We start from the raw sequence: 25,282 nt of genomic DNA, 5'->3' as shown, positions 1-25,282 counted from the left end.
CGGGTGAGTCACGATCCGGACACCCGTTTGCCGTAACGCCCCCGCGAGGCGATCACCGCGTCCCGTTTCCCTACCCTTCAGACTCCCCCCGGATCAGGGCGAGCACGCCATCCAGCTCGTCAGGCTTCACAAGAACGTCACGAGCCTTCGAACCCTCGCTCGGACCGACGATGTTCCGGGACTCCATCAGGTCCATCAGCCGGCCGGCCTTGGCGAAGCCGACCCGCAGCTTGCGCTGGAGCATGGACGTCGACCCGAACTGCGTGGAGACGACCAGTTCGGCCGCCTGGCACAGCAGGTCGAGGTCGTCGCCGATGTCCTCGTCGATCTCCTTCTTCTGCTTGGTGCCCACGACGACGTCGTCCCGGAAGACCGGCGTCATCTGGTCCTTGCAGTGCCGCACGACGCCCGCGATCTCCTCCTCGGTGACGAAGGCGCCCTGCATACGGGTGGGCTTGTTGGCCCCCATGGGAAGGAACAGCCCGTCGCCCTTGCCGATGAGCTTCTCGGCGCCCGGCTGGTCGAGGATGACCCGCGAGTCGGCCAGCGAGGACGTGGCGAACGCCAGCCGGGACGGCACGTTCGCCTTGATCAGACCGGTGACGACGTCCACGGACGGCCGCTGCGTGGCGAGCACGAGGTGAATGCCGGCCGCGCGCGCGAGCTGCGTGATGCGCACGATCGCGTCCTCGACGTCCCGCGGCGCGACCATCATCAGGTCGGCGAGCTCGTCGACGATGACCAGTAGGTACGGGTACGGCTGGAGCTCACGCTCACTGCCCTCGGGCGGTTTGGCCTTCCCCTCGCGCACGGCCTTGTTGAAGTCGTCGATGTGCCGGTAGCCGTAGGCCGCCAGGTCGTCGTAGCGCAGGTCCATCTCGCGTACGACCCACTGGAGCGCCTCGGCGGCCCGCTTGGGGTTGGTGATGATCGGCGTGATCAGGTGCGGGATGCCCTCGTACGCGGTCAGTTCGACCCGCTTGGGGTCGACCAGGATCATCCGCACGTCCTCGGGGGTCGCCCGCATCATCACCGAGGTGATCAGGCAGTTGATGCAGGACGACTTGCCGGAGCCGGTGGCGCCGGCGACCAGCATGTGCGGCATTTTCGCCAGCGAGTGCATGACGTAGCCGCCCTCGACGTCCTTGCCGAAGGCGACCAGCATCGGGTCGTCGTCCTCGGCGGACTCCGCCAGACGCAGTACGTCCCCGAGGTTGACCATCTCCCGGTCGGTGTTGGGGATCTCGATGCCGACCGCGGACTTGCCGGGGATCGGGCTGATGATCCGCACGTCCGGGCTGGCGACGGCGTAGGCGATGTTCTTGGTCAGCGCGGTGATGCGCTCGACCTTCACGGCGGGGCCGAGCTCGACCTCGTAGCGGGTGACCGTCGGCCCGCGCGTGAAGCCGGTGACGCTGGCGTCCACTTTGAACTCGGTGAAGACCGTCGTCAGCGACTCGACGATGAGGTCGTTGGCGGCGCTGCGCGCCTTGCCCGGGCCGCCGCGCTCCAGCAGGTCGAGGGAGGGCAGGGAGTAGGTGATGTCGCCGGAGAGCTGGAGCTGCTCCGCGCGCGGGGGCAGGTCGCGGGGTTCGGCGGGCGGGGACTTGGTGAGGTCGCGGACGCCCGCCCTCGGCTTCTGCGGCTCGGGCTCGTCCTGCTCGGGCCTGTCCTGCTTGGCCTTGCCCTGCTTGGCCTTGTCCTGCTGGGGGCGTGCGGCCGGGACGGGCGTCGGCGTGGTCGCCTCCTGGTCCCCCACCCGTACGCCCTGGGTCAGGTCGGCGACGATCGGGGAGGGCGGCATGCCGTGCAGCACGGCCCCGTCGAGCGCGGCAGCGGCCGCCGCGGCGACGTCCACGGCGTCCCTGCGCCGGTCCATGTCGGGCTGCGGCACCGCCGAGCGGCGAGGGCGGCCACGGCGCCGGGTGAGGGCCTCCTCCTCGGCGCTGTCCGGGTCGTACGCCGCGGGCGCCGGCGCGCGCCTGCCGCGCGGGCGCGCGGGCAGCGCCTCGCGCCACTGCTCCTCGTAGCGCTCGTCGTCCTCGGCGAAGGCGAACTCGTCCTCGGCCGGGTCGCGGAGGATGCCGAGACGCACCCCGAGCAGCCGCAGCCGCTGCGGAATGGCGTTGACCGGGGTGGCCGTGACGACCAGCAGCCCGAAGACGGTCAGCAGCACCAGCAGCGGCACGGCGAGCACGTCCCCCATGGCGTACGACAACGGCGTCGCCATGGCCCAGCCGATGAGACCGCCGGCGTCTCTTATGGCCTGCATGCCGTCACCGCGCGCGGGTGAGCCGCACGCGATGTGGACCTGGCCGAGCACGCCGATGACGAGCGCGGACAGGCCGATGACGATGCGTCCGTTGGCCTCGGGCTTCTCCGGGTGACGGATGAACCGCACGGCGATGACGGCGAGCAGTATCGGCACGAGCAGGTCGAGCCGGCCGAAGGCGCCGGTCACCAGGATCTCGACGAGGTCGCCCACAGGGCCCTTGAGATCGGCCCAGGTGCCCGCGGCGACGATCAGTGCGATACCGAGCAGCAGCAGGGCGACGCCGTCCTTGCGGTGGGCCGGGTCGAGGTTCTTCGCGCCCTGCCCTATGCCGCGGAACACGGCGCCGACGGCGTGCGCGACACCGAGCCAGACGGCCCGCACGAGTCGGTAGATGCCGCCGGTGGGACTGGGGGCCGGTTTGGGCGCGACCTTCTTGGCCGCGGCCTTCCTGGCGGGCGCCTTCTTCGCGGGAGCCTTCTTGGCGGCGGCCTTCTTCGCCGGAGCCTTGGCGGCCGCCTTCTTCGCGGGCGGCGGCTTCTTGGCTGCGGAGGGACGTGAGGCCATGGGTGTGAGGTTACCGGGGGAGACGACAGGGGACACGCGTGTCTACCGCTTCACCCGTTCGTGTCGCTCTGGGAGAGGCACCAAACTGACGCGCGGTCATGGCTGGACAATAATCCGGCCTGCGCACGCGTCAGTTCTGCGGGGACACCGAGGACGTGCTCCCGGTGCCCGGCTCCAGCGCGTCCAGCGCCCGCCGCAACCCCGTGAGCTTGCGCTCCAGATGAGCCGCCGTGGCCACCGCGGCGGCGTCCGTCGACTCGTCGTTGAGCTGCTTGGTCAGCGCTTCGGCCTGCTCCTCGACGGCCGCGAGCCGTGCGGAGAGCTCCGCGAGCAGCCCGGCCGACTCCTTGGCCTCGCCGCCCGCGTCCTTGCCGTTGCCCTCCAACTGGAGCCGCAGCAGCGATGCCTGCTCCCGCAGCTGGCAGTTCTTCATGTACAGCTCGACGAAGACGGAGACCTTCGCGCGCAGCACCCACGGGTCGAACGGCTTGGAGATGTAGTCCACCGCGCCCGCCGCGTAGCCCCGGAAGGTGTGGTGCGGGCCGTGGTTGATCGCCGTGAGGAAGATGATCGGGATGTCCCGCGTCCGCTCGCGGCGCTTGATGTGCGCGGCCGTCTCGAAGCCGTCCATACCCGGCATCTGGACGTCCAGCAGGATGACCGCGAAGTCGTCCGTGAGCAGCGCTTTGAGCGCTTCCTCCCCGGACGATGCCCGCACCAGCGTCTGATCGAGCGCAGAGAGGATCGCCTCCAGCGCCAGCAGATTCTCCGGCCGGTCATCGACCAGGAGGATCTTGGCCTTCTGCACCATGGCCCGCCCTCCTCGCCCCGGCGTGGGGCCTCCCCTGTCCGCAGGTCCTGCGGCAGCACCGGTGGGTGCCGCCCCAGGGGACGACTCCCTTGCGCCGCCCGTCCTTGTGCCGGTCATCGTAGCCGCACCCTGCCCGTCGCCACACCCTGTCACCGGGATGTCACTGTGCACGTAGCAGAAACGCAGCAGGAGACCAGAAGGTTCCCCAGATCTTGTACTTCTACACGACTATGCGCACACCGAGTCGGCGACTCCGCGTGAACACCGAACCTTCCCGGCATGGTCGCGCAACTGCCCAATCTTCCCCTCATTCCCCTCGCATCCACTGATCCATCACCGCCAGCAGGTGATCGGGGTCGACGGGCTTCGTCACGTAGTCGGAAGCGCCCGACTCGATCGCCTTCTCACGGTCGCCCTTCATCGCCTTCGCGGTCAGCGCGATGATCGGCAGCCCGGCGAACTGCGGCATCCTGCGGATCGCCGTGGTCGTCGCGTACCCGTCCATCTCGGGCATCATGATGTCCATCAGCACGACCGCCACGTCGTCGTGCTGCTCCAGGACCTCGATGCCCTCACGCCCGTTCTCCGCGTACAGCACGGACAGGCCGTGCTGTTCCAGGACGCTGGTCAGGGCGAAGACGTTGCGGATGTCGTCGTCGACGATCAGGACCTTCTGGCCGCCGAACCGGATGCCGCGGTTCGCCTTCGGCGCCGGCTCCTGCTCGGACGGGGTCCACTGATCCAGCTGCGCGGGGCGCGGCGGCAGCTCGGGCATCCTGCGGCGTCGCCGGAACAAGGCGGCGGGCCCGTTCTGCGTCTCGCGGTACGAACTCACCTCGGCCGGCGTCTCGGCCTCCACGTCCGACAGCTCCGACGTCGACGCCACCAGGTCGCCGGCCTCCAGGGCGGGCAGCTGCTGCTGGTAGCCCTGCGGCGGCAGTTCGCTGGGGTGCAACGGCAGATACAGCGTGAACGTCGAACCACGGCCGGGCTCGCTCTGCGCGTAAATCTCACCACCGAGCAACTGCGCGATCTCCCGCGAGATGGACAACCCCAGACCCGTACCGCCGTACTTGCGGCTGGTCGTGCCGTCGGCCTGCTTGAACGCCTCGAAGATCACCCGCATCTTGCTGGACGCGATACCGATGCCCGTGTCGGTCACCGAGAACGCGATGAGCCCGGCGTCCACATCGGTCAGCGACCCGGTCTCCAGCAGCTGCTCCCGGATCTTCTGCGGCACATCCTCCCGCGCCGGCCTGATCACCAGCTCCACCGACCCGGAGTCGGTGAACTTCACCGCGTTCGACAGCAGGTTGCGCAGCACCTGCAGCAGCCGCTGTTCGTCCGTGTGCAGCGTCGCCGGCAGCTCCGGCGAGACCCGCACGGACAGGTCCAGGCCCTTCTCCGCGGTCAGCGGCCGGAAGGTGGCCTCCACGTAGTCCACGAGCTGGACGAGTGCGATCCGTGTCGGGGAGACGTCCATCTTGCCCGCCTCGACCTTCGACAGGTCGAGGATGTCGTTGATGAGCTGGAGCAGGTCCGAACCGGCTCCGTGGATCGTCTCGGCGAACTCGACCTGCTTCGGGGAGAGGTTCCCCTCGGCGTTGTCGGCGAGCAGCTTGGCCAGGATCAGCAGCGAGTTGAGCGGCGTACGCAGCTCGTGCGACATGTTCGCCAGGAACTCGCTCTTGTAGCGCATCGACACCGCGAGCTGCTCGGCGCGCTCCTCCAGGACCTGCCGCGCCTCCTCGATCTCGGTGTTCTTCACCTCGATGTCGCGGTTCTGCTGGGCCAGCAGCTCGGCCTTCTCCTCCAGTTCGGCGTTGGAGGCCTGGAGTGCCTTCTGCCGCTGCTCCAACTCTGCCGAACGCTCGCGCAGTTGCTCGGTCAGCTCCTGCGACTGCGCCAGCAGCAGCTCGGTCTTGGTGTTGACGGAGATGGTGTTGACGCTCGTCGCGATCATCTCCGCGATCTGGTTCAGGAAGTCCTTCTGGATCTGCGTGAACGGCGTGAAGGACGCCAGCTCGATGACACCGAGCACGCTGCCCTCGAACAGCACCGGCAGCACGATCACCTGCGCGGGCGGCGCCTCACCGAGCCCCGAGGAGATCTTCAGATAGCCGCTCGGCGCGTTCTCCACGAGGATCGTGCGCTTCTCCTCGGCAGCCGTCCCGACCAGCGCCTCACCGGGCTGGAACGACGTCGGCATGGAGCCCATCGAGTAGCCGTACGAGCCGAGCATGCGCAGCTCGTACTGGTCCTCGTCCGTGGCGCTCATGTCCTCGCCGTCGACGAGCGGCATCGCCACGAAGAACGCCCCGTGCTGCGCCGAGACCACCGGCGTCAGCTCACTCATGATCAGCGAGGCCACGTCCTCCAGGTCGCGGCGGCCCTGCATCAGCGCCGAGATCCTCGCCAGGTTGCCCTTGAGCCAGTCCTGCTCCTTGTTGGCGATCGTGGTGTCGCGCAGGTTGGCGATCATCTTGTTGATGTAGTCCTGGAGTTCCTGGATCTCCCCGGACGCGTCCACGTCGATCTTCAGGTTCAGGTCGCCGCGGGTCACCGCGGTCGCCACGCGCGCGATGGCACGCACCTGCCGGGTCAGGTTCCCGGCCATCTCGTTCACCGACTCGGTCAGGTCCCGCCAGGTGCCGTCCACGTCCCGCACGCGTGCCTGGCCGCCGAGCTGCCCTTCCGTGCCCACCTCACGGGCGACCCGGGTGACCTCCTCCGCGAAGGACGACAGCTGGTCGACCATCGTGTTGATGGTCGTCTTCAGCTCCAGGATCTCGCCGCGCGCGTCGATGTCGATCTTCTTCGTCAGGTCACCCTTGGCGATGGCCGTGGTCACCATGGCGATGTTGCGCACCTGACCGGTCAGGTTGGACGCCATCTGGTTCACGGACTCGGTGAGGTCCTTCCACGTGCCGGCCACACCCGGTACGTGCGCCTGGCCGCCGAGGATGCCGTCCGTGCCCACCTCACGAGCCACCTTGGTGACCTGCTCGGCGAACGAACTCAGCGTCTTGACCATCGTGTTGATGGTGTCGGCGAGCTGCGCGACCTCGCCGCGCGCCTCGATGGTGACCTGCCGCGTCAGATCACCGTTGGCGACCGCCGCCGAGACCTGGGAGATGTTCCGCACCTGGGTGGTGAGGTTCTTGGCCATCAGGTTGACGTTGTCGCTCAGGTCCTTCCAGATGCCCGTGACACCCGGCACGTGCGCCTGGCCGCCCAGGATGCCCTCGGTGCCCACCTCACGGGCCACCCGGGTCACCTGCTCGGCGAAGGACGACAGCTGGTCCACCATCGTGTTGACGGTCGTGACCAGTTCGAGGATCTCGCCCTTGGCGTCGACGGTGATCTTCTTCGACAGATCACCCCGGGCCACCGCCGTCGTGACCTCGGCGATGTTGCGCACCTGGATGGTCAGGTTGTTGGCCATGCCGTTCACGGACTGGGTGAGGTCCTTCCAGGTGCCGGAGACGCCCTGCACCTCGGCCTGGCCGCCGAGGATGCCCTCCGTACCCACCTCACGGGCCACACGCGTGACCTCCTCGGCGAACGACGACAGCTGGTCCACCATCGTGTTCAGCGTGTTCTTCAGCTCCAGGATCTCGCCGCGCGCGTCCACGGTGATCTTCTGCGACAGGTCACCCCGGGCCACCGCCGTGGCCACCTGGGCGATGTTGCGCACCTGGCCGGTCAGGTTGGACGCCATGCCGTTCACGGAGTCCGTCAGGTCACGCCACACACCGGCCACACCCGGCACCTGCGCCTGACCGCCCAGCCGGCCGTCCGTACCCACCTCGCGCGCGACCCGGGTCACCTGGTCGGCGAAGGCCGAGAGCTGGTCGACCATCGTGTTGATGGTGTTCTTCAGCTCCAGGATCTCGCCGCGCGCGTCGACGTCGATCTTCTGCGACAGGTCACCCCGGGCCACCGCCGTCGTCACCTGCGCGATGTTGCGCACCTGGGAAGTGAGGTTCCCGGCCATCGAGTTGACGGAGTCGGTGAGCTCCTTCCACGTGCCCGACACGCCGTCCACCCGGGCCTGCCCGCCCAGGCGGCCCTCCGTGCCCACGTCCCGGGCCATCCGCGTCACCTGGTCGGCGAAGCTCGACAGCTGGTCCACCATCGTGTTCACGGTGTTCTTCAGCTTGAGCATCTCGCCGGAGACGTCGACGGTGACCTTCTGCGAGAGGTCGCCGTTGGCCACCGCCGTCGTCACCTGGGCGATGTTCCTCACCTGACCGGTGAGGTTCCGGAACGCCGTGTTGACGGAGTCCGTCAGGTCCTTCCAGGTGCCCGCCGCACCCGGTACCTGCGCCTGGCCGCCCAGCTCACCCTCGACACCGATCTCCCGCGCCACACGCGTCACTTCGGCACCGAACGCGGACAGCTGGTCGACCATCGTGTTGACGGTGTTCTTCAGCTCCAGCATCTCGCCGGCCACGTCCACCGTGACCTTCTGCGACAGATCACCATTGGCCACCGCCGTCGTGACGGCGGCGATGTCCCGCACCTGAGTGGTCAGATTCCGGAAGACCGTGTTCACCGAATCGGTGAGGTCCTTCCACGTCCCCGCCGCACCCGGCACGTTCGCCTGACCGCCGAGCTGCCCCTCGGCCCCGACCTCGTTGGCCACGCGCGTGACCTCGTCGGCGAAGATCCGCAGCGTCTCGGTCATCTGGTTGATCGTGTCGGCGAGCTGCGCGACCTCACCGCGCGCCGGCACGGTCACCTTGCGCGACAGGTCACCGTTGGCGACCGCGGTCGTCACCTCCGCGATCCCGCGCACCTGGGCCGTGAGGTTCCCGGCCATGGTGTTCACCGAATCGGTGAGTTCCTTCCACACCCCGGCCACGCCCGGCACCTGCGCCTGACCGCCCAGCGCGCCCTCGGTACCCACCTCGCGGGCCACCCGGGTCACCTCGGAGGAGAACGCGGAGAGCTGGTCCACCATCGTGTTGACGGTGTTCTTCAGCTCCAGCATCTCGCCGGCGACCTGGACCGTGACCTTCCGGGACAGATCACCCTTGGCGACCGCCGTCGTCACCAGCGCGATGTCCCTCACCTGGGCCGTCAGCCGGTACGCCATGGTGTTGACGGAATCCGTCAGGTCCCGCCACGAACCCGACATGCCCCGCACCCGGGCCTGCCCGCCCAGCTTGCCCTCGGTGCCCACCTCACTGGCCACACGCGTGACCTCGTCGGTGAACGTCGACAGCTGGTCGACCAGGTTGTTGACGGTCCGCCCGACCTTCAGGAACTCGCCCCGCAGGGGCTGACTGTTCCCGTCCGGCACCTGCGTCCGCAGCTCCATCCGCGGCGACAGGTCACCCTCCGCCACCGCCGACAGCACCCGGCCGACCTCGGAAACCGGCCGCACCAGGTCGTCGACCAGGGCGTTCGAGTTGTCGATCGCCGTCGCCCAGGAGCCCTCGCAGGCACCCGTCTCCAGCCGCTCGGTGAGCTTGCCCTCACGGCCCACCATCCGCCGCACCCGCGACAGCTCACCCGTCAGATGCAGATTGCGGTCGGCCACCTCGTTGAAGACAGCCGCGATCTCGGCCATCACGCCGTCGCCCGACACCGTGAGCCGCTTGCGGAAGTTCCCGTCCCGCATCGACACCAGGGCCGCCATCAGCCGGTTCAGGGCCGCCGTGTCCACCTCGGTCGTGCCACTACGCACCTTGCCCTGGTTGATCGGGGACTGTCCGCCTTTCGCGCGCGTCTTCTTGCCACGCGTCGCTGCGCCAGACTCCACTGTGTCCCTCCCGCAGGGGTCGACCGTCTCTGCTGTGCTCGGGTACCACGCTCGGCGTACCAGTTACTACTGCGTATTCTCTGCCCTGCATGCCAGGCCGTCTCCAGGGGGCTGCTGCCCAAGGTCACCTCCGGGCACACAGCCTGTCCCGACCTTCATCAGAAGCTTGCCCAGTGTTTCACCCTGGCCGAACCAGGCCATAACAGTTCGGCAGCTTCGCACATCGTCCGCACACCCTCCGGACGGAAACACTGCAGACCGGCATCCGCATGGACCGCGAAGGTAAGTAACCTTGCATCCGGCTGTCCAGCCGCGCCGGTCCGTCCGGCCTGGGCGGTGGCACGAAGACGAGCGGGCATCGGAGGGGCGGCCGCACACAACATGACCACCGGACTGATCCCGGGGGGACAGCCCCCGGACCCCCGGCCGACGGGCGCCCTGCCCCAGCAGCGGCGCGAGCCGGCCGGCCACGCAGCCCAGCACGTCGAGAACCGGTCGAGGAGTTCTGTGATCACCGCGCGCGCGGCCGCCAGTTTCGAGCCCGTCGGGCGCTCGGTCGCGAGCGCCCGCTCCTTCGTCCGCGACACCCTCCAGGGCTGGGGCTTCGCGGACATCGTCGACGACGCCGTCGTTCTCACGAGCGAACTGGTGACCAACGCCGTGGTCCACGCCGGCACCTCCGCCGACGTGCTCTGCCTGCGCAGCGACGACGGCGTCCGCATCGAGGTGGCCGACCGCTACCCCGAACGCGAGATCCCCCTCCAGGCGACGGCCGTCAACATGGGCAGCCCCGACCGGGAGGGCGGCCGCGGCCTCCAGCTGTGCGCGGCCCTCGCCGGCCGCTGGGGCGTCGAATACATCCCCACCCACAAGACCGTCTGGTTCCAACTGGACCTGCCCGCACGCGTGGTGGGCACCCGCTCGGCCGGACCGGCCCTCCCCTCCGACCTCCTCCCCCTCGCCGACAGCCGGGTCCGCGTGGCCGTCATCCAGGTCGACCGCACCGGCCACATCGCCGCCTGGAACGAGGACGCCGAAGACCTCTTCGGCTACGCGGCCGAGCAGGTCACCGGCAAGCCCCTCACCGACCTCGCGGCCTGGCCGCACACCCCCGGCACCAGCACCGGCATCGCGGAGGCCCTGCGCCTCTCCCGCTGGGAAGGCAGCTACGGCATCCGCGCCGCCACCGGCCGCGTCACCCCCGTCTACGCCTCCCACCTGCGCGTCCGCGACACCGGCGGCGAACCGTCAACCGTGTGCCTCCTGGTACGGGACCACGAACGGGCAGTTCTGCAGACCCCGCTGCGCGGCCCCGCCTCCGACACCTCCACCGGCTCCGAGGGCCAGAACACCGACCCCTTCGAGGTGTTCATCGGCTACCCCGCACCGGACGACCTCGACGGCCTCCTCCAGCGCACGGTGGAGCGCGCCCGCGACATGCTCGACGGCGACTCGGCGTTCCTCCTGCTGGCCACCGATGACGAGACGGAGCTGGAGGTCCGTGCCTCCACGGGCCTGCCCTCGGCCCGCCAGCGCTTCGCACGCGTCCCCGTCGAGGCGGGCCCCGGCCGCTACGGTTCGGCCCGCATGCCGGCCGTCCACGACGATCTGACGGCGGTCCCCGGCGCCGTACCGTTGCTGAACGGCACGGGCATGCGCTCGGTCGTCACGGTCCCGCTGAAGGTGGAGGGCCGCCTCACCGGCTCCCTCGGCGTCGCCGCGGAGGCGCCCGGCAGATACTCCAACGAGGAGGCCTTGCGCCTCCAGTTCGCCGCCGACCGCATCGCACTCGCCGTCGAATCGGCCCGCCTCGGCGAACTGGAACGCCTGCGCCGCGGCTCCCTGAACTTCCTCGTCGAGGCCTCCGACCTGCTCGCGGGCACCCTGGACCGCGACCAGACCCTGGCCCTGATGGCCCAGATGACGGTGCCCACCCTCGCCACCTGGTGCGCCGTCTACACCATCGCCCACCAGGCCTCGGAGCCGTATCTGTCGTACGTCCTGCATGAGGACGAGGAACTCATCGACGGCATCAAGTCCCTGCTGTCGAAGATCGCCCCGCCCGACCCGGTCCCCACCCCCGGAGCCCGCGTCTGGTCGGCCCCCGGCGAGATGGCCCACCAGGCGGCTCTGCGCAGCTCCATGCGCAGCCTCGGTCTCAGCGGCAGCCAGACCCGCCAGGTCACCCCCGGCATCGGCCCCACCCTCGCGACCGCCTCCGCCGTCGGCGGCGAGACCGTGGTCCTCCCGCTGGTCGCCCGCAACCGCGTCATCGGCATGCTGACCCTCGGCAAGCCCACCGACGAGCACTTCCGCCAGGAGATCCTGGAACTGGCCGAGGATCTCTCCCGCCGGGCCGCCCTGGCCCTGGACAACGCCCGCCTCTACTCGGAGCGCACGGCGATCAGCCAGTCCCTCCAGCGCAGCCTCCTGCCCCCGGAGCTCCCCGAGATCGACGGCGTCGAGGTCGAGGTCATCTACCGCGCCGCCGGCGAGGGCAACGAAGTCGGCGGCGACTTCTACGACGTCTTCCCCATCCGCGACGGCACCTACGGCTTCGCCATCGGCGACGTCTGCGGCACGGGCCCGAACGCGGCAGCGGTCACCGGCCTGGCCCGCCACGCCCTGCGCCTCCTGGCCCGCGAGGGCCTCACCGGCCCGACGGTTCTGGAGCGCCTGAACTCCGCGATCCTCGACGAAGGCGCCCGCAGCCGCTTCCTCACCCTCCTCTACGGCGAGATGCGCCCGCAGGAGGACGGCAGCGCGGAACTGAAGGTCGTCTGTGCCGGCCACCCGCTCCCGCTGCGCCTGCGCCAGGACGGCACGGTCGAACCGGCCGCGGAGCCCCAGCCCCTGCTCGGCGTCATCGAGGACCTGGAGCTCTACGAGCAGACCGTCACCCTCGACCCGGGCGATGTCCTCCTGTGTGTCACGGACGGCGTCACCGAACGCCGGGAGGGCGCCCGCATGCTCGGCGACGACGGCCTCGCCGACGTCCTCACCACCTGCACGGGCCTCACGGCCGGCGCGGTGGCGGCCCGCATCATGCGCGCGGTGGAACGCTTCGCGTCGGACGCCCCTTCGGACGACATGGCAATTCTCGCGATGCGCGTCCCCGGCCTCCACAAGGACTAGGAAATGCGAAAGGCCCCACCCGTGAGGGTGGGGCCTTTATGCTGGAGCCCCCAAGCGGAATCGAACCGCTGACCTTCTCCTTACCATGGAGACGCTCTACCGACTGAGCTATAGGGGCCTGTTGCTTTGCGAGGTCTCCCCCGCGGCAACGGAATAGATCATACCCCGAACAGACCCGTGCTCCCAACCACGTCAGAAGGCGGGCTGGAGAAGCCCTCCGAGGGCGTTGCAGGCCGACACGATCCGATGCATGTCCCGCTTGGTCAACGACGCATCCACGGGCAGCGCAAGAGTCTCATCGGAAGCCCGCTCGGTCTCCGGCAGCGCGACACAGCGACGGAATTCGGGCAGCCGGTGCACAGGCGTCTTCACCGGCACCCGGCACTCGACTCCCCTGGCCCGCACGGCCCGAGCGAAGGCGTCCCGATCGGGCCGCCCATTGCCCGGAACCCGCACGACGTACTGCTGGTAGGTGTGCCCGTCACCGTCGTCAGGCGTCCGCACACCCCTCAACTTGGCATCGAGATAAGCCGCGCGCTCCCTGCGCCGCGCTATCTCGTCGTACGGCGCCTCCGACTCTCCTTGCTCCAGCACCAGCAGCCCATGCCGCTGCCCGAGGGCGTGCAGCCGAGCGATGTCGGCGAGCCGGCCGAAGCGGTGGACGACGACCACGGCAGCGGTCCGCGAGGTGACCGCTGCTTCCACAGCAGCTGCGTCGAGACAGTAGGTGGCGGGGTCTATGTCGGCGAACACCGGCAGAGCCCCGGCCATGGTCACGGCTTCGGCGACCTCGACGTTCCCGAAGGCCGGCACGACGACCTCGTCACCGAGTCCGACCCCGGCAGCCCTGAGCATTGCAGCAGTACCCATGCAGTGGATGCTCGTTGCGCAACGTGAACTTCAAGTGACGCGCAACAAAAAAGGGTTGGACCCGGAACCGAAGTTCCAGGTCCAACCCTTTCAATGATTGTTCGGCGGCGTCCTACTCTCCCACAGGGTCCCCCCTGCAGTACCATCGGCGCTGTAAGGCTTAGCTTCCGGGTTCGGAATGTAACCGGGCGTTTCCCCTACGCTATAACCACCGAAACACTATGAAACTGTCGAACCATGCCACACCATACCGTGACCATGGCATGGGGCTGTTCGTGGTTTCAGAACCAACACAGTGGACGCGAGCAACTGAGGACAAGCCCTCGGCCTATTAGTACCGGTCAACTCCACACGTTACCGTGCTTCCATATCCGGCCTATCAACCCAGTCGTCTACTGGGAGCCTTACCCTCTCAAGGAGGTGGGAATACTCATCTCGAAGCAGGCTTCCCGCTTAGATGCTTTCAGCGGTTATCCCTCCCGAACGTAGCCAACCAGCCATGCCCTTGGCAGGACAACTGGCACACCAGAGGTTCGTCCGTCCCGGTCCTCTCGTACTAGGGACAGCCCTTCTCAATATTCCTACGCGCACAGCGGATAGGGACCGAACTGTCTCACGACGTTCTAAACCCAGCTCGCGTACCGCTTTAATGGGCGAACAGCCCAACCCTTGGGACCGACTCCAGCCCCAGGATGCGACGAGCCGACATCGAGGTGCCAAACCATCCCGTCGATATGGACTCTTGGGGAAGATCAGCCTGTTATCCCCGGGGTACCTTTTATCCGTTGAGCGACGGCGCTTCCACAAGCCACCGCCGGATCACTAGTCCCGACTTTCGTCCCTGCTCGACCCGTCGGTCTCACAGTCAAGCTCCCTTGTGCACTTACACTCAACACCTGATTGCCAACCAGGCTGAGGGAACCTTTGGGCGCCTCCGTTACTCTTTAGGAGGCAACCGCCCCAGTTAAACTACCCATCAGACACTGTCCCTGATCCGGATCACGGACCCAGGTTAGACATCCAGCACGACCAGACTGGTATTTCAACGACGACTCCCCCTGAACTGGCGTCCAGAGTTCACAGTCTCCCAGCTATCCTACACAAGCCGAACCGAACACCAATATCAAACTGTAGTAAAGGTCCCGGGGTCTTTCCGTCCTGCTGCGCGAAACGAGCATCTTTACTCGTAGTGCAATTTCACCGGGCCTATGGTTGAGACAGTCGAGAAGTCGTTACGCCATTCGTGCAGGTCGGAACTTACCCGACAAGGAATTTCGCTACCTTAGGATGGTTATAGTTACCACCGCCGTTTACTGGCGCTTAAGTTCTCAGCTTCGCCCAGACGAATCTGAGCTAACCGGTCCCCTTAACGTTCCAGCACCGGGCAGGCGTCAGTCCGTATACATCGCCTTACGGCTTCGCACGGACCTGTGTTTTTAGTAAACAGTCGCTTCTCGCTGGTCTCTGCGGCCACCCCCAGCTCACCGTGTAAAACGGATCACCAGACGTGGCCCCCCTTCTCCCGAAGTTACGGGGGCATTTTGCCGAGTTCCTTAACCATAGTTCACCCGAACGCCTCGGTATTCTCTACCTGACCACCTGAGTCGGTTTAGGGTACGGGCCGCCATGAAACTCGCTAGAGGCTTTTCTCGACAGCATAGGATCATCCACTTCACCACAATCGGCTCGGCATCAGGTCTCAGCCTCATGTGATCCGGATTTACCTGGATCACGGCCTACACCCTTACCCCGGGACAACCACCGCCCGGGATGGACTACCTTCCTGCGTCACCCCATCACTCACCTACTAACCGCTTGGTTCAGCGGCTCCACCACTTTCCTTTCCCCGAAGGGTCCGGAACGGCTTCACGGCCTTAGCATCACGATGCTCGATGTTTGACGCTTCACAGCGGGTACCGGAATATCAACCGGTTATCCATCGACTACGCCTGTCGGCCTCGCCTTAGGTCCCGACTTACCCTGGGCAGATCAGCTTGACCCAGGAACCCTTAGTCAATCGGCGCACACGTTTCTCACGTGTGTATCGCTACTCATGCCTGCATTCTCACTCGTGAACCGTCCACAACTACCTTCCGGTGCTGCTTCACCCGGCACACGACGCTCCCCTACCCATCACGATCCCCGTTGGGGGTATATATCGCAATGACACGACTTCGGCGGTACGCTTGAGCCCCGCTACATTGTCGGCGCGGAATCACTAGACCAGTGAGCTATTACGCACTCTTTCAAGGGTGGCTGCTTCTAAGCCAACCTCCTGGTTGTCTCTGCGACTCCACATCCTTTCCCACTTAGCGTACGCTTAGGGGCCTTAGTCGATGCTCTGGGCTGTTTCCCTCTCGACCATGGAGCTTATCCCCCACAGTCTCACTGCCGCGCTCTCACTTACCGGCATTCGGAGTTTGGCTAAGGTCAGTAACCCGGTAGGGCCCATCGCCTATCCAGTGCTCTACCTCCGGCAAGAAACACACGACGCTGCACCTAAATGCATTTCGGGGAGAACCAGCTATCACGGAGTTTGATTGGCCTTTCACCCCTAACCACAGGTCATCCCCCAGGTTTTCAACCCTGGTGGGTTCGGTCCTCCACGAAGTCTTACCTCCGCTTCAACCTGCCCATGGCTAGATCACTCCGCTTCGGGTCTTGAGCGTGCTACTGAAACGCCCTATTCGGACTCGCTTTCGCTACGGCTTCCCCACACGGGTTAACCTCGCAACACACCGCAAACTCGCAGGCTCATTCTTCAAAAGGCACGCAGTCACGAGAACAAGGCAAGCCTTGTTCCGACGCTCCCACGGCTTGTAGGCACACGGTTTCAGGTACTATTTCACTCCGCTCCCGCGGTACTTTTCACCATTCCCTCACGGTACTATCCGCTATCGGTCACCAGGGAATATTTAGGCTTAGCGGGTGGTCCCGCCAGATTCACACGGGATTTCTCGGGCCCCGTGCTACTTGGGTGTCTCTCAAACGAGCCGCTGATGTTTCGACTACGGGGGTCTTACCCTCTACGCCGGACCTTTCGCATGTCCTTCGCCTACATCAACGGTTTCTGACTCGTCCTGTTGCCGGCAGACAACAGAAGAGAGATCCCACAACCCCGCATACGCAACCCCTGCCGGGTCTCACACGTATACGGTTTAGCCTCATCCGGTTTCGCTCGCCACTACTCCCGGAATCACGGTTGTTTTCTCTTCCTGCGGGTACTGAGATGTTTCACTTCCCCGCGTTCCCTCCACACTGCCTATGTGTTCAGCAGCGGGTGACAGCCCATGACGACTGCCGGGTTTCCCCATTCGGAAACCCCCGGATCAAAGCCTGGTTGACGACTCCCCGGGGACTATCGTGGCCTCCCACGTCCTTCATCGGTTCCTGGTGCCAAGGCATCCACCGTGCGCCCTTAAAAACTTGGCCACAGATGCTCGCGTCCACTGTGCAGTTCTCAAACAACGACCAGCCACCCATCACCCCGCCCTCACAGGCGAGTTCACTGGGGCCGGCGACTGAGGAAGTTCATTCCCTCAGACACCCAACAGCGTGCCCGGCCAAGTCCCGTCCGGAGATCGTGCGTTCCACGCTCTTGCGAGCAGTACTAGCAGCCTCCGACCCGAGGTCCTGACCGAATAGTCAACGTTCCACCCATGAGCAACCAGCATCAGACATTCGCCGATGTACTGGCCTCTGACCTCACCCCGAAGGGATCGGTAAGAAGTGCTCCTTAGAAAGGAGGTGATCCAGCCGCACCTTCCGGTACGGCTACCTTGTTACGACTTCGTCCCAATCGCCAGTCCCACCTTCGACAGCTCCCTCCCACAAGGGGTTGGGCCACCGGCTTCGGGTGTTACCGACTTTCGTGACGTGACGGGCGGTGTGTACAAGGCCCGGGAACGTATTCACCGCAGCAATGCTGATCTGCGATTACTAGCAACTCCGACTTCATGGGGTCGAGTTGCAGACCCCAATCCGAACTGAGACCGGCTTTTTGAGATTCGCTCCACCTCGCGGTATCGCAGCTCATTGTACCGGCCATTGTAGCACGTGTGCAGCCCAAGACATAAGGGGCATGATGACTTGACGTCGTCCCCACCTTCCTCCGAGTTGACCCCGGCGGTCTCCTGTGAGTCCCCATCACCCCGAAGGGCATGCTGGCAACACAGAACAAGGGTTGCGCTCGTTGCGGGACTTAACCCAACATCTCACGACACGAGCTGACGACAGCCATGCACCACCTGTACACCGACCACAAGGGGGGCACTATCTCTAATGCTTTCCGGTGTATGTCAAGCCTTGGTAAGGTTCTTCGCGTTGCGTCGAATTAAGCCACATGCTCCGCTGCTTGTGCGGGCCCCCGTCAATTCCTTTGAGTTTTAGCCTTGCGGCCGTACTCCCCAGGCGGGGAACTTAATGCGTTAGCTGCGGCACCGACGACGTGGAATGTCGCCAACACCTAGTTCCCACCGTTTACGGCGTGGACTACCAGGGTATCTAATCCTGTTCGCTCCCCACGCTTTCGCTCCTCAGCGTCAGTAATGGCCCAGAGATCCGCCTTCGCCACCGGTGTTCCTCCTGATATCTGCGCATTTCACCGCTACACCAGGAATTCCGATCTCCCCTACCACACTCTAGCTAGCCCGTATCGAATGCAGACCCGGGGTTAAGCCCCGGGCTTTCACACCCGACGTGACAAGCCGCCTACGAGCTCTTTACGCCCAATAATTCCGGACAACGCTCGCGCCCTACGTATTACCGCGGCTGCTGGCACGTAGTTAGCCGGCGCTTCTTCTGCAGGTACCGTCACTTTCGCTTCTTCCCTGCTGAAAGAGGTTTACAACCCGAAGGCCGTCATCCCTCACGCGGCGTCGCTGCATCAGGCTTTCGCCCATTGTGCAATATTCCCCACTGCTGCCTCCCGTAGGAGTCTGGGCCGTGTCTCAGTCCCAGTGTGGCCGGTCGCCCTCTCAGGCCGGCTACCCGTCGTCGCCTTGGTGAGCCATTACCTCACCAACAAGCTGATAGGCCGCGGGCTCATCCTTCACCGCCGGAGCTTTTAACCTCCACCCAGGAGGATGGAAGTGTTATCCGGTATTAGACCCCGTTTCCAGGGCTTGTCCCAGAGTGAAGGGCAGATTGCCCACGTGTTACTCACCCGTTCGCCACTAATCCCCACCGAAGTGGTTCATCGTTCGACTTGCATGTGTTAAGCACGCCGCCAGCGTTCGTCCTGAGCCAGGATCAAACTCTCCGTGAATGTTTTCCCGTAATCGGGATGAACACCACGAGAGCGGAACAGTCAGGCGGAATAGGCCCGACCGTTCACAGCGTCCTCGCTGTGTTTTCTTCAAAGGAACCTCGCCCCAGCCGTTATGGCCGGAGACGGGGTATCAACATATCTGGCGTTGACTTTTGGCACGCTGTTGAGTTCTCAAGGAACGGTCGCTTCCTTTGTACTCACCCTCTCGGGCTTTCCTCCGGGCGCTTCCCTTCGGTCTTGCGTTTCCGACTCTATCAGATCTTTCCGATCCGATTTCCTCGGTGCTTTCCAGGTTCCCGCTTCCGCGTTTCCCTTTCCGGCGGTTCCGACTTTATCAGAAGTTCTGAGTCGGAATTCCCTCTCCGGCCGGACATGTTCCCTGGTGCCTGAGTTGGCCCGGGTGCCCCGTCGGGAGGAGTTGTAAACCTACTGGAGCGGGGCGCCTCGATGCAAATCGAGGCGCCCCGCTCCCAGTTGGCGTCGGCTCAGAGCCGACGGGCCGTCAGACCTCCACCACCACAGGCAGGATCATCGGCCGGCGCCGGTAGGTGTCCGAGACCCACTTGCCCAGCGTGCGGCGCACGAGCTGCTGGAGCTGGTGGGGTTCGACCACGCCGTCCTGGGCGGAGCGTTCGAGCACCTCCGTGATCCTGGGGATCACGTCAGCGAAGGCTGAGTCCTCGATGCCGGAGCCCCTGGCCTGGATGTGCGGGCCGCCGGTGATCTTCCCCGTGGAGGAGTCGATGACCAGGAAGACCGAGATGATGCCTTCGTCGCCGAGGATCCTGCGGTCCTTCAGGGCCGGCTCTCCCACGTCACCGACGGAAAGACCGTCGACGTAGACGTAGCCCGCCTGGACCTTGCCGGAGATCCTGGCCTTGCCCTCGACGAGGTCGACGGCGACGCCGTCCTCGGCGATGACGATGCGGTCGTGCGGTACGCCGGTCAGGGCGCCCAGTTCGGCGTTGGCGCGCAGGTGGCGCCATTCACCGTGCACCGGCATCAGGTTCTTCGGACGGCAGATGTTGTAGAAGTACAGCAGCTCGCCCGCGGACGCGTGGCCGGAGACGTGCACCTTGGCGTTGCCCTTGTGGACCACGTTGGCGCCCCAGCGGGTGAGGCCGTTGATCACGCGGTAGACGGCGTTCTCGTTGCCGGGGATCAGGGACGACGCGAGGATGACCGTGTCGCCCTGGACGATGCGGATCTGGTGGTCGCGGTTGGCCATGCGGGACAGGGCCGCCATCGGTTCGCCCTGGGAGCCCGTGCAGACCAGGACCACCTCGCTGTCCGGGAGGTCGTCGAGCGTCTTGACGTCCACGACCAGGCCCGGGGGGACCTTCAGGTAGCCCAGGTCGCGCGCGATGCCCATGTTGCGGACCATCGAGCGGCCGACGAAGGCGACGCGGCGGCCGTATTCGTGCGCCGCGTCCAGGATCTGCTGGATGCGGTGCACGTGGCTGGCGAAGCTCGCGACGATGATGCGCTTGCGGGCGCCGGCGAAGACCTGGCGCAGGACGTTGGAGATCTCCCGCTCGGGCGGGACGAAGCCCGGCACCTCGGCGTTCGTCGAGTCCGAGAGGAGGAGGTCGATGCCCTCCTCGCTCAGGCGTGCGAATGCGTGGAGGTCCGTGAGGCGGCTGTCCAGCGGGAGCTGGTCCATCTTGAAGTCGCCGGTGTGGACCGCCATGCCCGCGGGGGTGCGGATGGCCACGGCCAGCGCGTCCGGGATGGAGTGGTTGACCGCGATGAACTCGCAGTCGAAGGGGCCGATGCGCTCGCGGTGCCCCTCCGCCACCTCCAGCGTGTAGGGGCGGATGCGGTGCTCCTGGAGCTTGGCCTCGATGAGGGCGAGGGTCAGCTTGGAGCCGATCAGCGGGATGTCCGGCTTCTCGCGCAGGAGGAAGGGGACACCGCCGATGTGGTCCTCGTGCCCGTGCGTGAGCACGATGCCCTCGATGTCGTCGAGGCGGTCCCTGATGGACGAGAAGTCCGGCAGGATCAGGTCGATGCCGGGCTGCTCCTCCTCGGGGAAGAGCACTCCGCAGTCGACGATCAGGAGGCGGCCGCCGAATTCGAAGACCGTCATGTTCCGGCCGATTTCGCCGAGGCCGCCGAGCGGAGTGACGCGCAGGCCGCCCTCGGGGAGCGGCGGGGGCGTGCGGAGTTCGGGATGCGGATGACTCAAAAGACTCTCCTCACCACGCGCGCCACGTACCGGTGGGCACGTGGCGCGCGTGACGTTCGTGCAGAAGCAGTTGTCTGTGTGGGGTGTGCGGGCACCGGTGGCCCGCCTATTCAGTTGTGAAGCAGTTGCACGGAGATCCGCGCGAAGTCTGTTGTCAGAGCTGTACCCCGCCGGCGGCAAGATCGATCTTGAGCTGTTCGATCTCGTCGGGCGCGCACTCGACCATGGGGGCGCGCAGCGGCCCGCCGGGCAGTCCCTGCAGGGCGAGTGCCGCCTTGGTCGTCATCACGCCCTGGGTGCGGAACATCCCCGTGTAGACGGGGAGCAGCTGCTGGTGGATCTCGGTGGCCTTCTGGACGTCGCCGGAGGTGTACGCCTCGACCAGGGCGCGCAGCTCGGGGGTGACGACGTGGCCGACGACGGAGACGAAGCCGACCGCGCCGACCGAGAGCAGGGGCAGGTTCAGCATGTCGTCGCCGGAGTACCAGGCGAGGCCGGAGCGGGCGATGGCCCAGCTGGCGCGGCCGAGGTCGCCCTTGGCGTCCTTGTTGGCGACGATCCGCGGGTGCTCGGCGAGGCGGACGAGCGTCTCGGTGTTGATCGGGACGCCGCTGCGGCCGGGGATGTCGTAGAGCATCACCGGCAGGCCGGTGGTGTCGGCGACGGCCGTGAAGTGCCGGTAGAGGCCCTCCTGCGGAGGCTTGTTGTAGTACGGGGTCACGACGAGCAGGCCGTGCGCTCCGGTGCGCTCCGCCGTCCGGGCGAGCTCCATGCTGTGGTGCGTGTCGTTGGTGCCGACTCCGGCCACCACGTGGGCACGGTCTCCGACCGCCTCCAGGACCGCCCGTACGAGATCCGCTTTCTCCGCGTCGCTGGTGGTCGGGGACTCGCCGGTGGTGCCGTTGATGATCAGGCCGTCGTTGCCTGCGTCCACCAGGTGGGCGGCGAGCCGCTGCGCGCCGTCGAGGTCGAGTGCGCCGTCCGCCGTGAAGGGCGTGACCATGGCGGTGAGGACCCGCCCGAAGGGGGTCTGCGGAGTCGAGGTCGGAGCCATGGGTTACACGCTACTCGTTGCTCAGGACAGGGTCTGCCCGCGGGGCAGGCGACAAGTCGCGACAAAGGTGGAGCCCGGCACTGCCTGCTCGGGGGTTCAAGCAGTGCCGGACCCGTTTGATCAGGCTAGATGAACTTCTCCAAATGCCGCAATACGGACACTTCGCGCGGCTGAACCGTACATCTGTACCTGGCCGGGGGACGGGGGGGTGCGTGCGTTACGGCGCCACGCGTCCGTTCGCGTTGAAGGCGGCGTAGGTGAGCGGCATGAGCCGGGACCACTCGGCCTCCATCTTCTCGCCGACCATCTCGATCTCTCGCTGCGGGAAGGACGGGACCTTCGCCAGCTCGTGCTGGGTGCGCAGGCCGAGGAAGTGCATCAGCGAGCGGGCGTTGCAGGTGGCGTACATCGAGGAGTACAGGCCGACCGGGAGGACCGCACGGGCCACCTCGCGGGCGACACCGGCGGCGAGCATCTCCTGGTAGGCCTCGTACGCCTGCCGGTACGAGTCCTCCATCACACGGCCGACGAGCTCCTGCTGCGCCTGGGTGCCCTCCACGAAGACGTACTTGCCCGGGCGGCCCTCCTGGACCAGCTTGCGGGACTCGTCCGGGACGTAGAAGACGGGCTGGAGCTCGCGGTAGCGGCCGCTCTCCTCGTTGTACGACCAGCCGACGCGGTGCCGCATGAACTCGCGGAAGACGAAGATCGGGGCGCTGATGAGGAAGGTCATCGAGTTGTGCTCGAAAGGGCTGCCGTGCCGGTCCCGCATCAGATAGTTGATCAGGCCCTTGGAGCGCTCGGGGTCCTTCTTCAGCTCGTCCAGGGACTGCTCGCCGAGGGTCGAGACGCGGGCGGCGAAGAGGACGTCCGCGTCGGACGCGGTGTGCTTGACCAGCTCGACGGTGACGTCGCTGCGGTAGCTGGGTTTGAGGTCGTCGGCGGGAGTGTCGGTCACGGTTGGCAGGGCCTTCCCATCTCGTCGTGTGGCGACGCCACTCTACGGCCCGGCCAATTCAGTGCGATCGGTGGCGTGCCGCAATGAAGTCGGTGAAACAGGGCACCTCTGAGGGAGTTCGTTCGTCTCTACAGACGAAAGTGATCCGTTCCACCCTTGAAGGAGACGTACCCCTGATGTTCGGTCGGCGTGAACCCGTGCCGTTTGCCTTCGTAGCCGAGGCCGACAGGTTCCGCAGCAATGTCACTCCCCCACCGCGCGAGCGGTCGTCCGTCGGTGAAGTGGCCGGCCGCTGGCTGCTGGGGCTCACCATCGTGGCGGGTCTCGTGGGGTCCCTGGTCATCGGGACGCCCGCGCTGTCGCCCGGCAAGACGGCTGATCAGCCTCAGCAGTCGCAGGCGTCCGAGAGCCGCTGAACCGCACCGCTGCGGCGGTGACTCCATCCGGCCCCCCGCCAGTGGTGACCGGGGACACAGATCGGTAGCCTCACCGGGCACAGCCCACGCATGGATCGAGTGAGGACCAGCCGTGCCCCTGCCCTTCCTGACGGCCGACCGCGTTTTCGAGGCGGCGGACGACGTTCCGTTGCCCCACGACGACCGTGACCGCTGGCGGCGGCCGTACCGGCCCGGGCCGTGGCGCGTCGGAGTTGCGGCGCTCGCGCTGCTGCTCGCCTCGTTCGTGCTGTTCGCGGCGGTCATCATCGCCGCGACGGCCGAACTGACGTCGGCGGGAGTCGTGTTCGCCCTGGCGCTGCTCGTCATCGCCGCAGCGCTGCGGCTGCTGCGCATGGGCGTGTGGGTCAGCGCGCGCGGGCTGCGGCACGTGGGGTTCCTCACGACGCGTACGGCGTCCTGGGAGCAGGTCGCCTCCGTGCGTACGGTGCAGCAGCCGGTGCGCTGGCTGGGTCTGCCGCGGACCGTGCAGGGGCAGGCGCTGCTGCTCGGACGCCGGGGCGACACCGCCGGTCCGGTGCCGGTGATGACGACGCACAACGCGGACTTCCTGGGACGCGTGGTGGCTTTCGACCGGGCGGCGGACTCGGTCGAGGCGTGGGCCGAGGAGTACGGCCCGCGCTGATCTCCGCTACCTCATGCCGGCGGGGCCGGACCGTGCATACGGTCCGGCCCCGCCGGCATGTGTGTGGGCTGCTGTTCAGGCCGCTTCGGGCTGCTTGCCGTCGTGCAGGGCGATCGCGCGCTGCATCGCCTTGCGGGCGCGCGGGGTGTCGCGGGCGTCGTGGTAGGCGACGGCGAGGCGGAACCAGGTGCGCCAGTCGTCGGGGGCGTCCTCCGTCTCGGCCTTGCGCCTGGCGAAGACCTCATCGGCCGAGTCGCGGTCGATGCGCCCGCTGGGGGTGCGCCGCAGTTCGTCGACGGGCAGACCGCCCTCGGCGTCGAGTTCGGCGGCGAGTCGGCTCGCCTTGCGGGCGAACTGGGTGTTCTTCCACAGGAACCACAGGCCGATGACCGGCAAGATCAGCACGGCGACACCGAAGGTGACGGTGAGGGGCGTGCCGGTCTCGATGAGCAGGACGCCGCGGCTGCCGACCAGGACGAAGTAGACGACCAGGACGGCGGCCGTGAGGGCGTAGGTGAGCTTCGCGCGCATGACGGTCAGAGGCTCAGTTCAGGTCCAGGAAGTGTTCCAGGCCGAACGTCAGGCCCGGGGTGCTCACCACGCGGCGGGCGCCGAGCAGGATGCCCGGCATGAAGCTGCTGTGGTGGAGGGAGTCGTGCCGGACCGTGAGGGTCTCGCCCTCGGCGCCGAGCAGGACCTCCTGGTGGGCGAGCAGTCCGCGCAGCCGGACCGCGTGGACCGGGACTCCGTCGACGTCGGCGCCGCGGGCGCCGTCCAGGGCGGTGGCCGTGGCGTCGGGCGCCGGGGCGGTGCCGGCGACGCGGCGGGCCTCGGCGATGAGCTGGGCGGTGCGCGTGGCGGTGCCGGAGGGGGCGTCCACCTTGTTCGGGTGGTGCAGCTCGACGACCTCGACCGACTCGAAGTAGGGGGCGGCGAGCTGCGCGAACTTCATCGTGAGGACGGCCCCGATGGAGAAGTTCGGCGCGATGAGCACGCCCGTCCCGGGCGAGGCGGACAGCCAGCCGTTCAGCTGCGCGAGGCGCTCGTCGGTCCAGCCGGTGGTGCCGACGACCGCATGGATGCCGTGGCCGACGCAGAAGTCGAGGTTGGCCATCACCGAGTCGGGCGTGGTCAGTTCGACCGCGACCTGGGCGCCGGATTCGGTCAGCGTCTCCAGCTTGTCGCCCCGGCCGAGGGCGGCGACCAGTTCGAGGTCCTCGGCGGCTTCGACGGCTCGTACGGCTTCGGAGCCGATCCGGCCCTTGGCGCCGAGGACCGCCACGCGCAGCTTGCTCATCTCTTGTGCTT

12 protein-coding genes, 1 tRNA gene and 3 rRNA genes are annotated in these 25,282 nt (G+C 66.7%); 3 read left to right on the top strand and 13 right to left on the bottom strand.

Annotation, left to right across the window (positions count from 1 at the left end):
• Positions 1-70: 70 nt before the first annotated feature.
• The 3 genes from A4E84_RS29375 to A4E84_RS29365 all read right to left on the bottom strand — a co-directional run bounded on the left by A4E84_RS29375 (position 71) and on the right by A4E84_RS29365 (position 9,420).
• The gene (locus tag A4E84_RS29375) at positions 71-2,839 is read right to left on the bottom strand and encodes a DNA translocase FtsK (RefSeq protein WP_174569469.1); all 2,769 of its coding nucleotides are present in this window, start codon (positions 2,837-2,839) and stop codon (positions 71-73) included.
• A 130-nt stretch (positions 2,840-2,969) separates the two neighbouring features.
• Positions 2,970-3,650, bottom strand: a complete 681-nt coding sequence (locus A4E84_RS29370) for a response regulator (protein WP_062929412.1) — start codon at positions 3,648-3,650, stop codon at positions 2,970-2,972.
• Positions 3,651-3,957: 307 nt separating this feature from the next.
• A complete protein-coding gene (locus A4E84_RS29365; protein ID WP_079129163.1) occupies positions 3,958-9,420 on the bottom strand; it encodes a HAMP domain-containing protein in 5,463 nt (1,820 codons plus the stop codon).
• A gap of 381 nt (positions 9,421-9,801) precedes the next feature.
• On the opposite strand from A4E84_RS29365, the gene A4E84_RS29360 reads away from it, so the two are divergent.
• The gene (locus A4E84_RS29360; RefSeq protein WP_062929410.1) at positions 9,802-12,555 is read left to right on the top strand and encodes a SpoIIE family protein phosphatase; all 2,754 of its coding nucleotides are present in this window, start codon (positions 9,802-9,804) and stop codon (positions 12,553-12,555) included.
• Between the two features lie 42 nt (positions 12,556-12,597).
• Here the strand turns inward: A4E84_RS29360 and A4E84_RS29355 are convergent.
• The 8 genes from A4E84_RS29355 to thyX all read right to left on the bottom strand — a co-directional run bounded on the left by A4E84_RS29355 (position 12,598) and on the right by thyX (position 22,894).
• Positions 12,598-12,673: transfer RNA gene (locus tag A4E84_RS29355), tRNA-Thr, on the bottom strand.
• Between the two features lie 74 nt (positions 12,674-12,747).
• Positions 12,748-13,410 (bottom strand): DegT/DnrJ/EryC1/StrS family aminotransferase, encoded by a 663-nt coding sequence (locus A4E84_RS29350; protein ID WP_062929409.1) that lies wholly within the window; start codon positions 13,408-13,410, stop codon positions 12,748-12,750.
• 114 nt (positions 13,411-13,524) lie between these two features.
• A 5S ribosomal RNA gene (gene rrf / locus A4E84_RS29345) occupies positions 13,525-13,641 on the bottom strand.
• Between the two features lie 95 nt (positions 13,642-13,736).
• Positions 13,737-16,857: ribosomal RNA gene (locus A4E84_RS29340) — 23S ribosomal RNA — on the bottom strand.
• A gap of 308 nt (positions 16,858-17,165) precedes the next feature.
• Positions 17,166-18,691 (bottom strand): 16S ribosomal RNA (locus A4E84_RS29335).
• The 16S, 23S and 5S rRNA genes sit together here, the layout of an rRNA operon.
• Positions 18,692-19,196: 505 nt before the next feature.
• Positions 19,197-20,882 carry a ribonuclease J gene (locus tag A4E84_RS29325; protein WP_062929408.1) on the bottom strand — a complete coding sequence of 562 codons (1,686 nt, stop codon included), beginning with the start codon at positions 20,880-20,882 and terminating at the stop codon, positions 19,197-19,199.
• A gap of 154 nt (positions 20,883-21,036) precedes the next feature.
• A complete protein-coding gene (dapA, locus tag A4E84_RS29320) occupies positions 21,037-21,936 on the bottom strand; it encodes a 4-hydroxy-tetrahydrodipicolinate synthase (RefSeq protein ID WP_062929407.1) in 900 nt (299 codons plus the stop codon).
• 217 nt (positions 21,937-22,153) lie between these two features.
• Positions 22,154-22,894, bottom strand: coding sequence for an FAD-dependent thymidylate synthase (gene thyX / locus A4E84_RS29315; RefSeq protein ID WP_033313015.1), 741 nt, complete (start codon positions 22,892-22,894; stop codon positions 22,154-22,156).
• Positions 22,895-23,070: 176 nt separating this feature from the next.
• Between thyX and A4E84_RS29310 the strand changes: the two genes are divergently transcribed.
• Positions 23,071-23,310 carry a hypothetical protein gene (locus A4E84_RS29310; RefSeq protein WP_062929406.1) on the top strand — a complete coding sequence of 80 codons (240 nt, stop codon included), beginning with the start codon at positions 23,071-23,073 and terminating at the stop codon, positions 23,308-23,310.
• A 112-nt stretch (positions 23,311-23,422) separates the two neighbouring features.
• Entirely contained in the window at positions 23,423-23,974 is a 552-nt protein-coding gene (locus A4E84_RS29305) for a PH domain-containing protein (protein ID WP_062929405.1), read from the top strand.
• Between the two features lie 75 nt (positions 23,975-24,049).
• Here the strand turns inward: A4E84_RS29305 and A4E84_RS29300 are convergent, their stop codons facing one another.
• Together A4E84_RS29300 and dapB are read right to left on the bottom strand one after the other, a co-directional pair.
• Positions 24,050-24,505, bottom strand: a complete 456-nt coding sequence (locus A4E84_RS29300; RefSeq protein ID WP_062929404.1) for a tetratricopeptide repeat protein — start codon at positions 24,503-24,505, stop codon at positions 24,050-24,052.
• A gap of 13 nt (positions 24,506-24,518) precedes the next feature.
• On the bottom strand, positions 24,519-25,271 hold the full coding sequence (dapB, locus tag A4E84_RS29295) for a 4-hydroxy-tetrahydrodipicolinate reductase (protein ID WP_062929403.1): 753 nt from the start codon (positions 25,269-25,271) through the stop codon (positions 24,519-24,521).
• Between the last annotated feature and the right edge of the window lie 11 nt (positions 25,272-25,282).

Origin of the sequence: Streptomyces qaidamensis (assembly GCF_001611795.1) — a bacterium.
Classification (GTDB): Bacteria; Actinomycetota; Actinomycetes; order Streptomycetales; family Streptomycetaceae; genus Streptomyces; species Streptomyces qaidamensis.
Note: the sequence above shows the minus strand (reverse complement) of the source record. Positions and strands in the feature narration are given on the sequence as shown.

Bases quoted from the DNA above. Each gene is read 5' to 3' on its own strand.
- A4E84_RS29375 (WP_174569469.1), bottom strand. From the start codon at position 2,839: ATGGCCTCACGTCCCTCCGCAGCCAAGAAGCCGCCGCCCGCGAAGAAG.
- A4E84_RS29370 (WP_062929412.1), bottom strand. From the start codon at position 3,650: ATGGTGCAGAAGGCCAAGATCCTCCTGGTCGATGACCGGCCGGAGAAT.
- A4E84_RS29360 (WP_062929410.1), top strand. From the start codon at position 9,802: ATGACCACCGGACTGATCCCGGGGGGACAGCCCCCGGACCCCCGGCCG.
- A4E84_RS29350 (WP_062929409.1), bottom strand. From the start codon at position 13,410: ATGCTCAGGGCTGCCGGGGTCGGACTCGGTGACGAGGTCGTCGTGCCG.
- dapA (WP_062929407.1), bottom strand. From the start codon at position 21,936: ATGGCTCCGACCTCGACTCCGCAGACCCCCTTCGGGCGGGTCCTCACC.
- A4E84_RS29310 (WP_062929406.1), top strand. From the start codon at position 23,071: ATGTTCGGTCGGCGTGAACCCGTGCCGTTTGCCTTCGTAGCCGAGGCC.
- A4E84_RS29300 (WP_062929404.1), bottom strand. From the start codon at position 24,505: ATGCGCGCGAAGCTCACCTACGCCCTCACGGCCGCCGTCCTGGTCGTC.
- dapB (WP_062929403.1), bottom strand. From the start codon at position 25,271: ATGAGCAAGCTGCGCGTGGCGGTCCTCGGCGCCAAGGGCCGGATCGGC.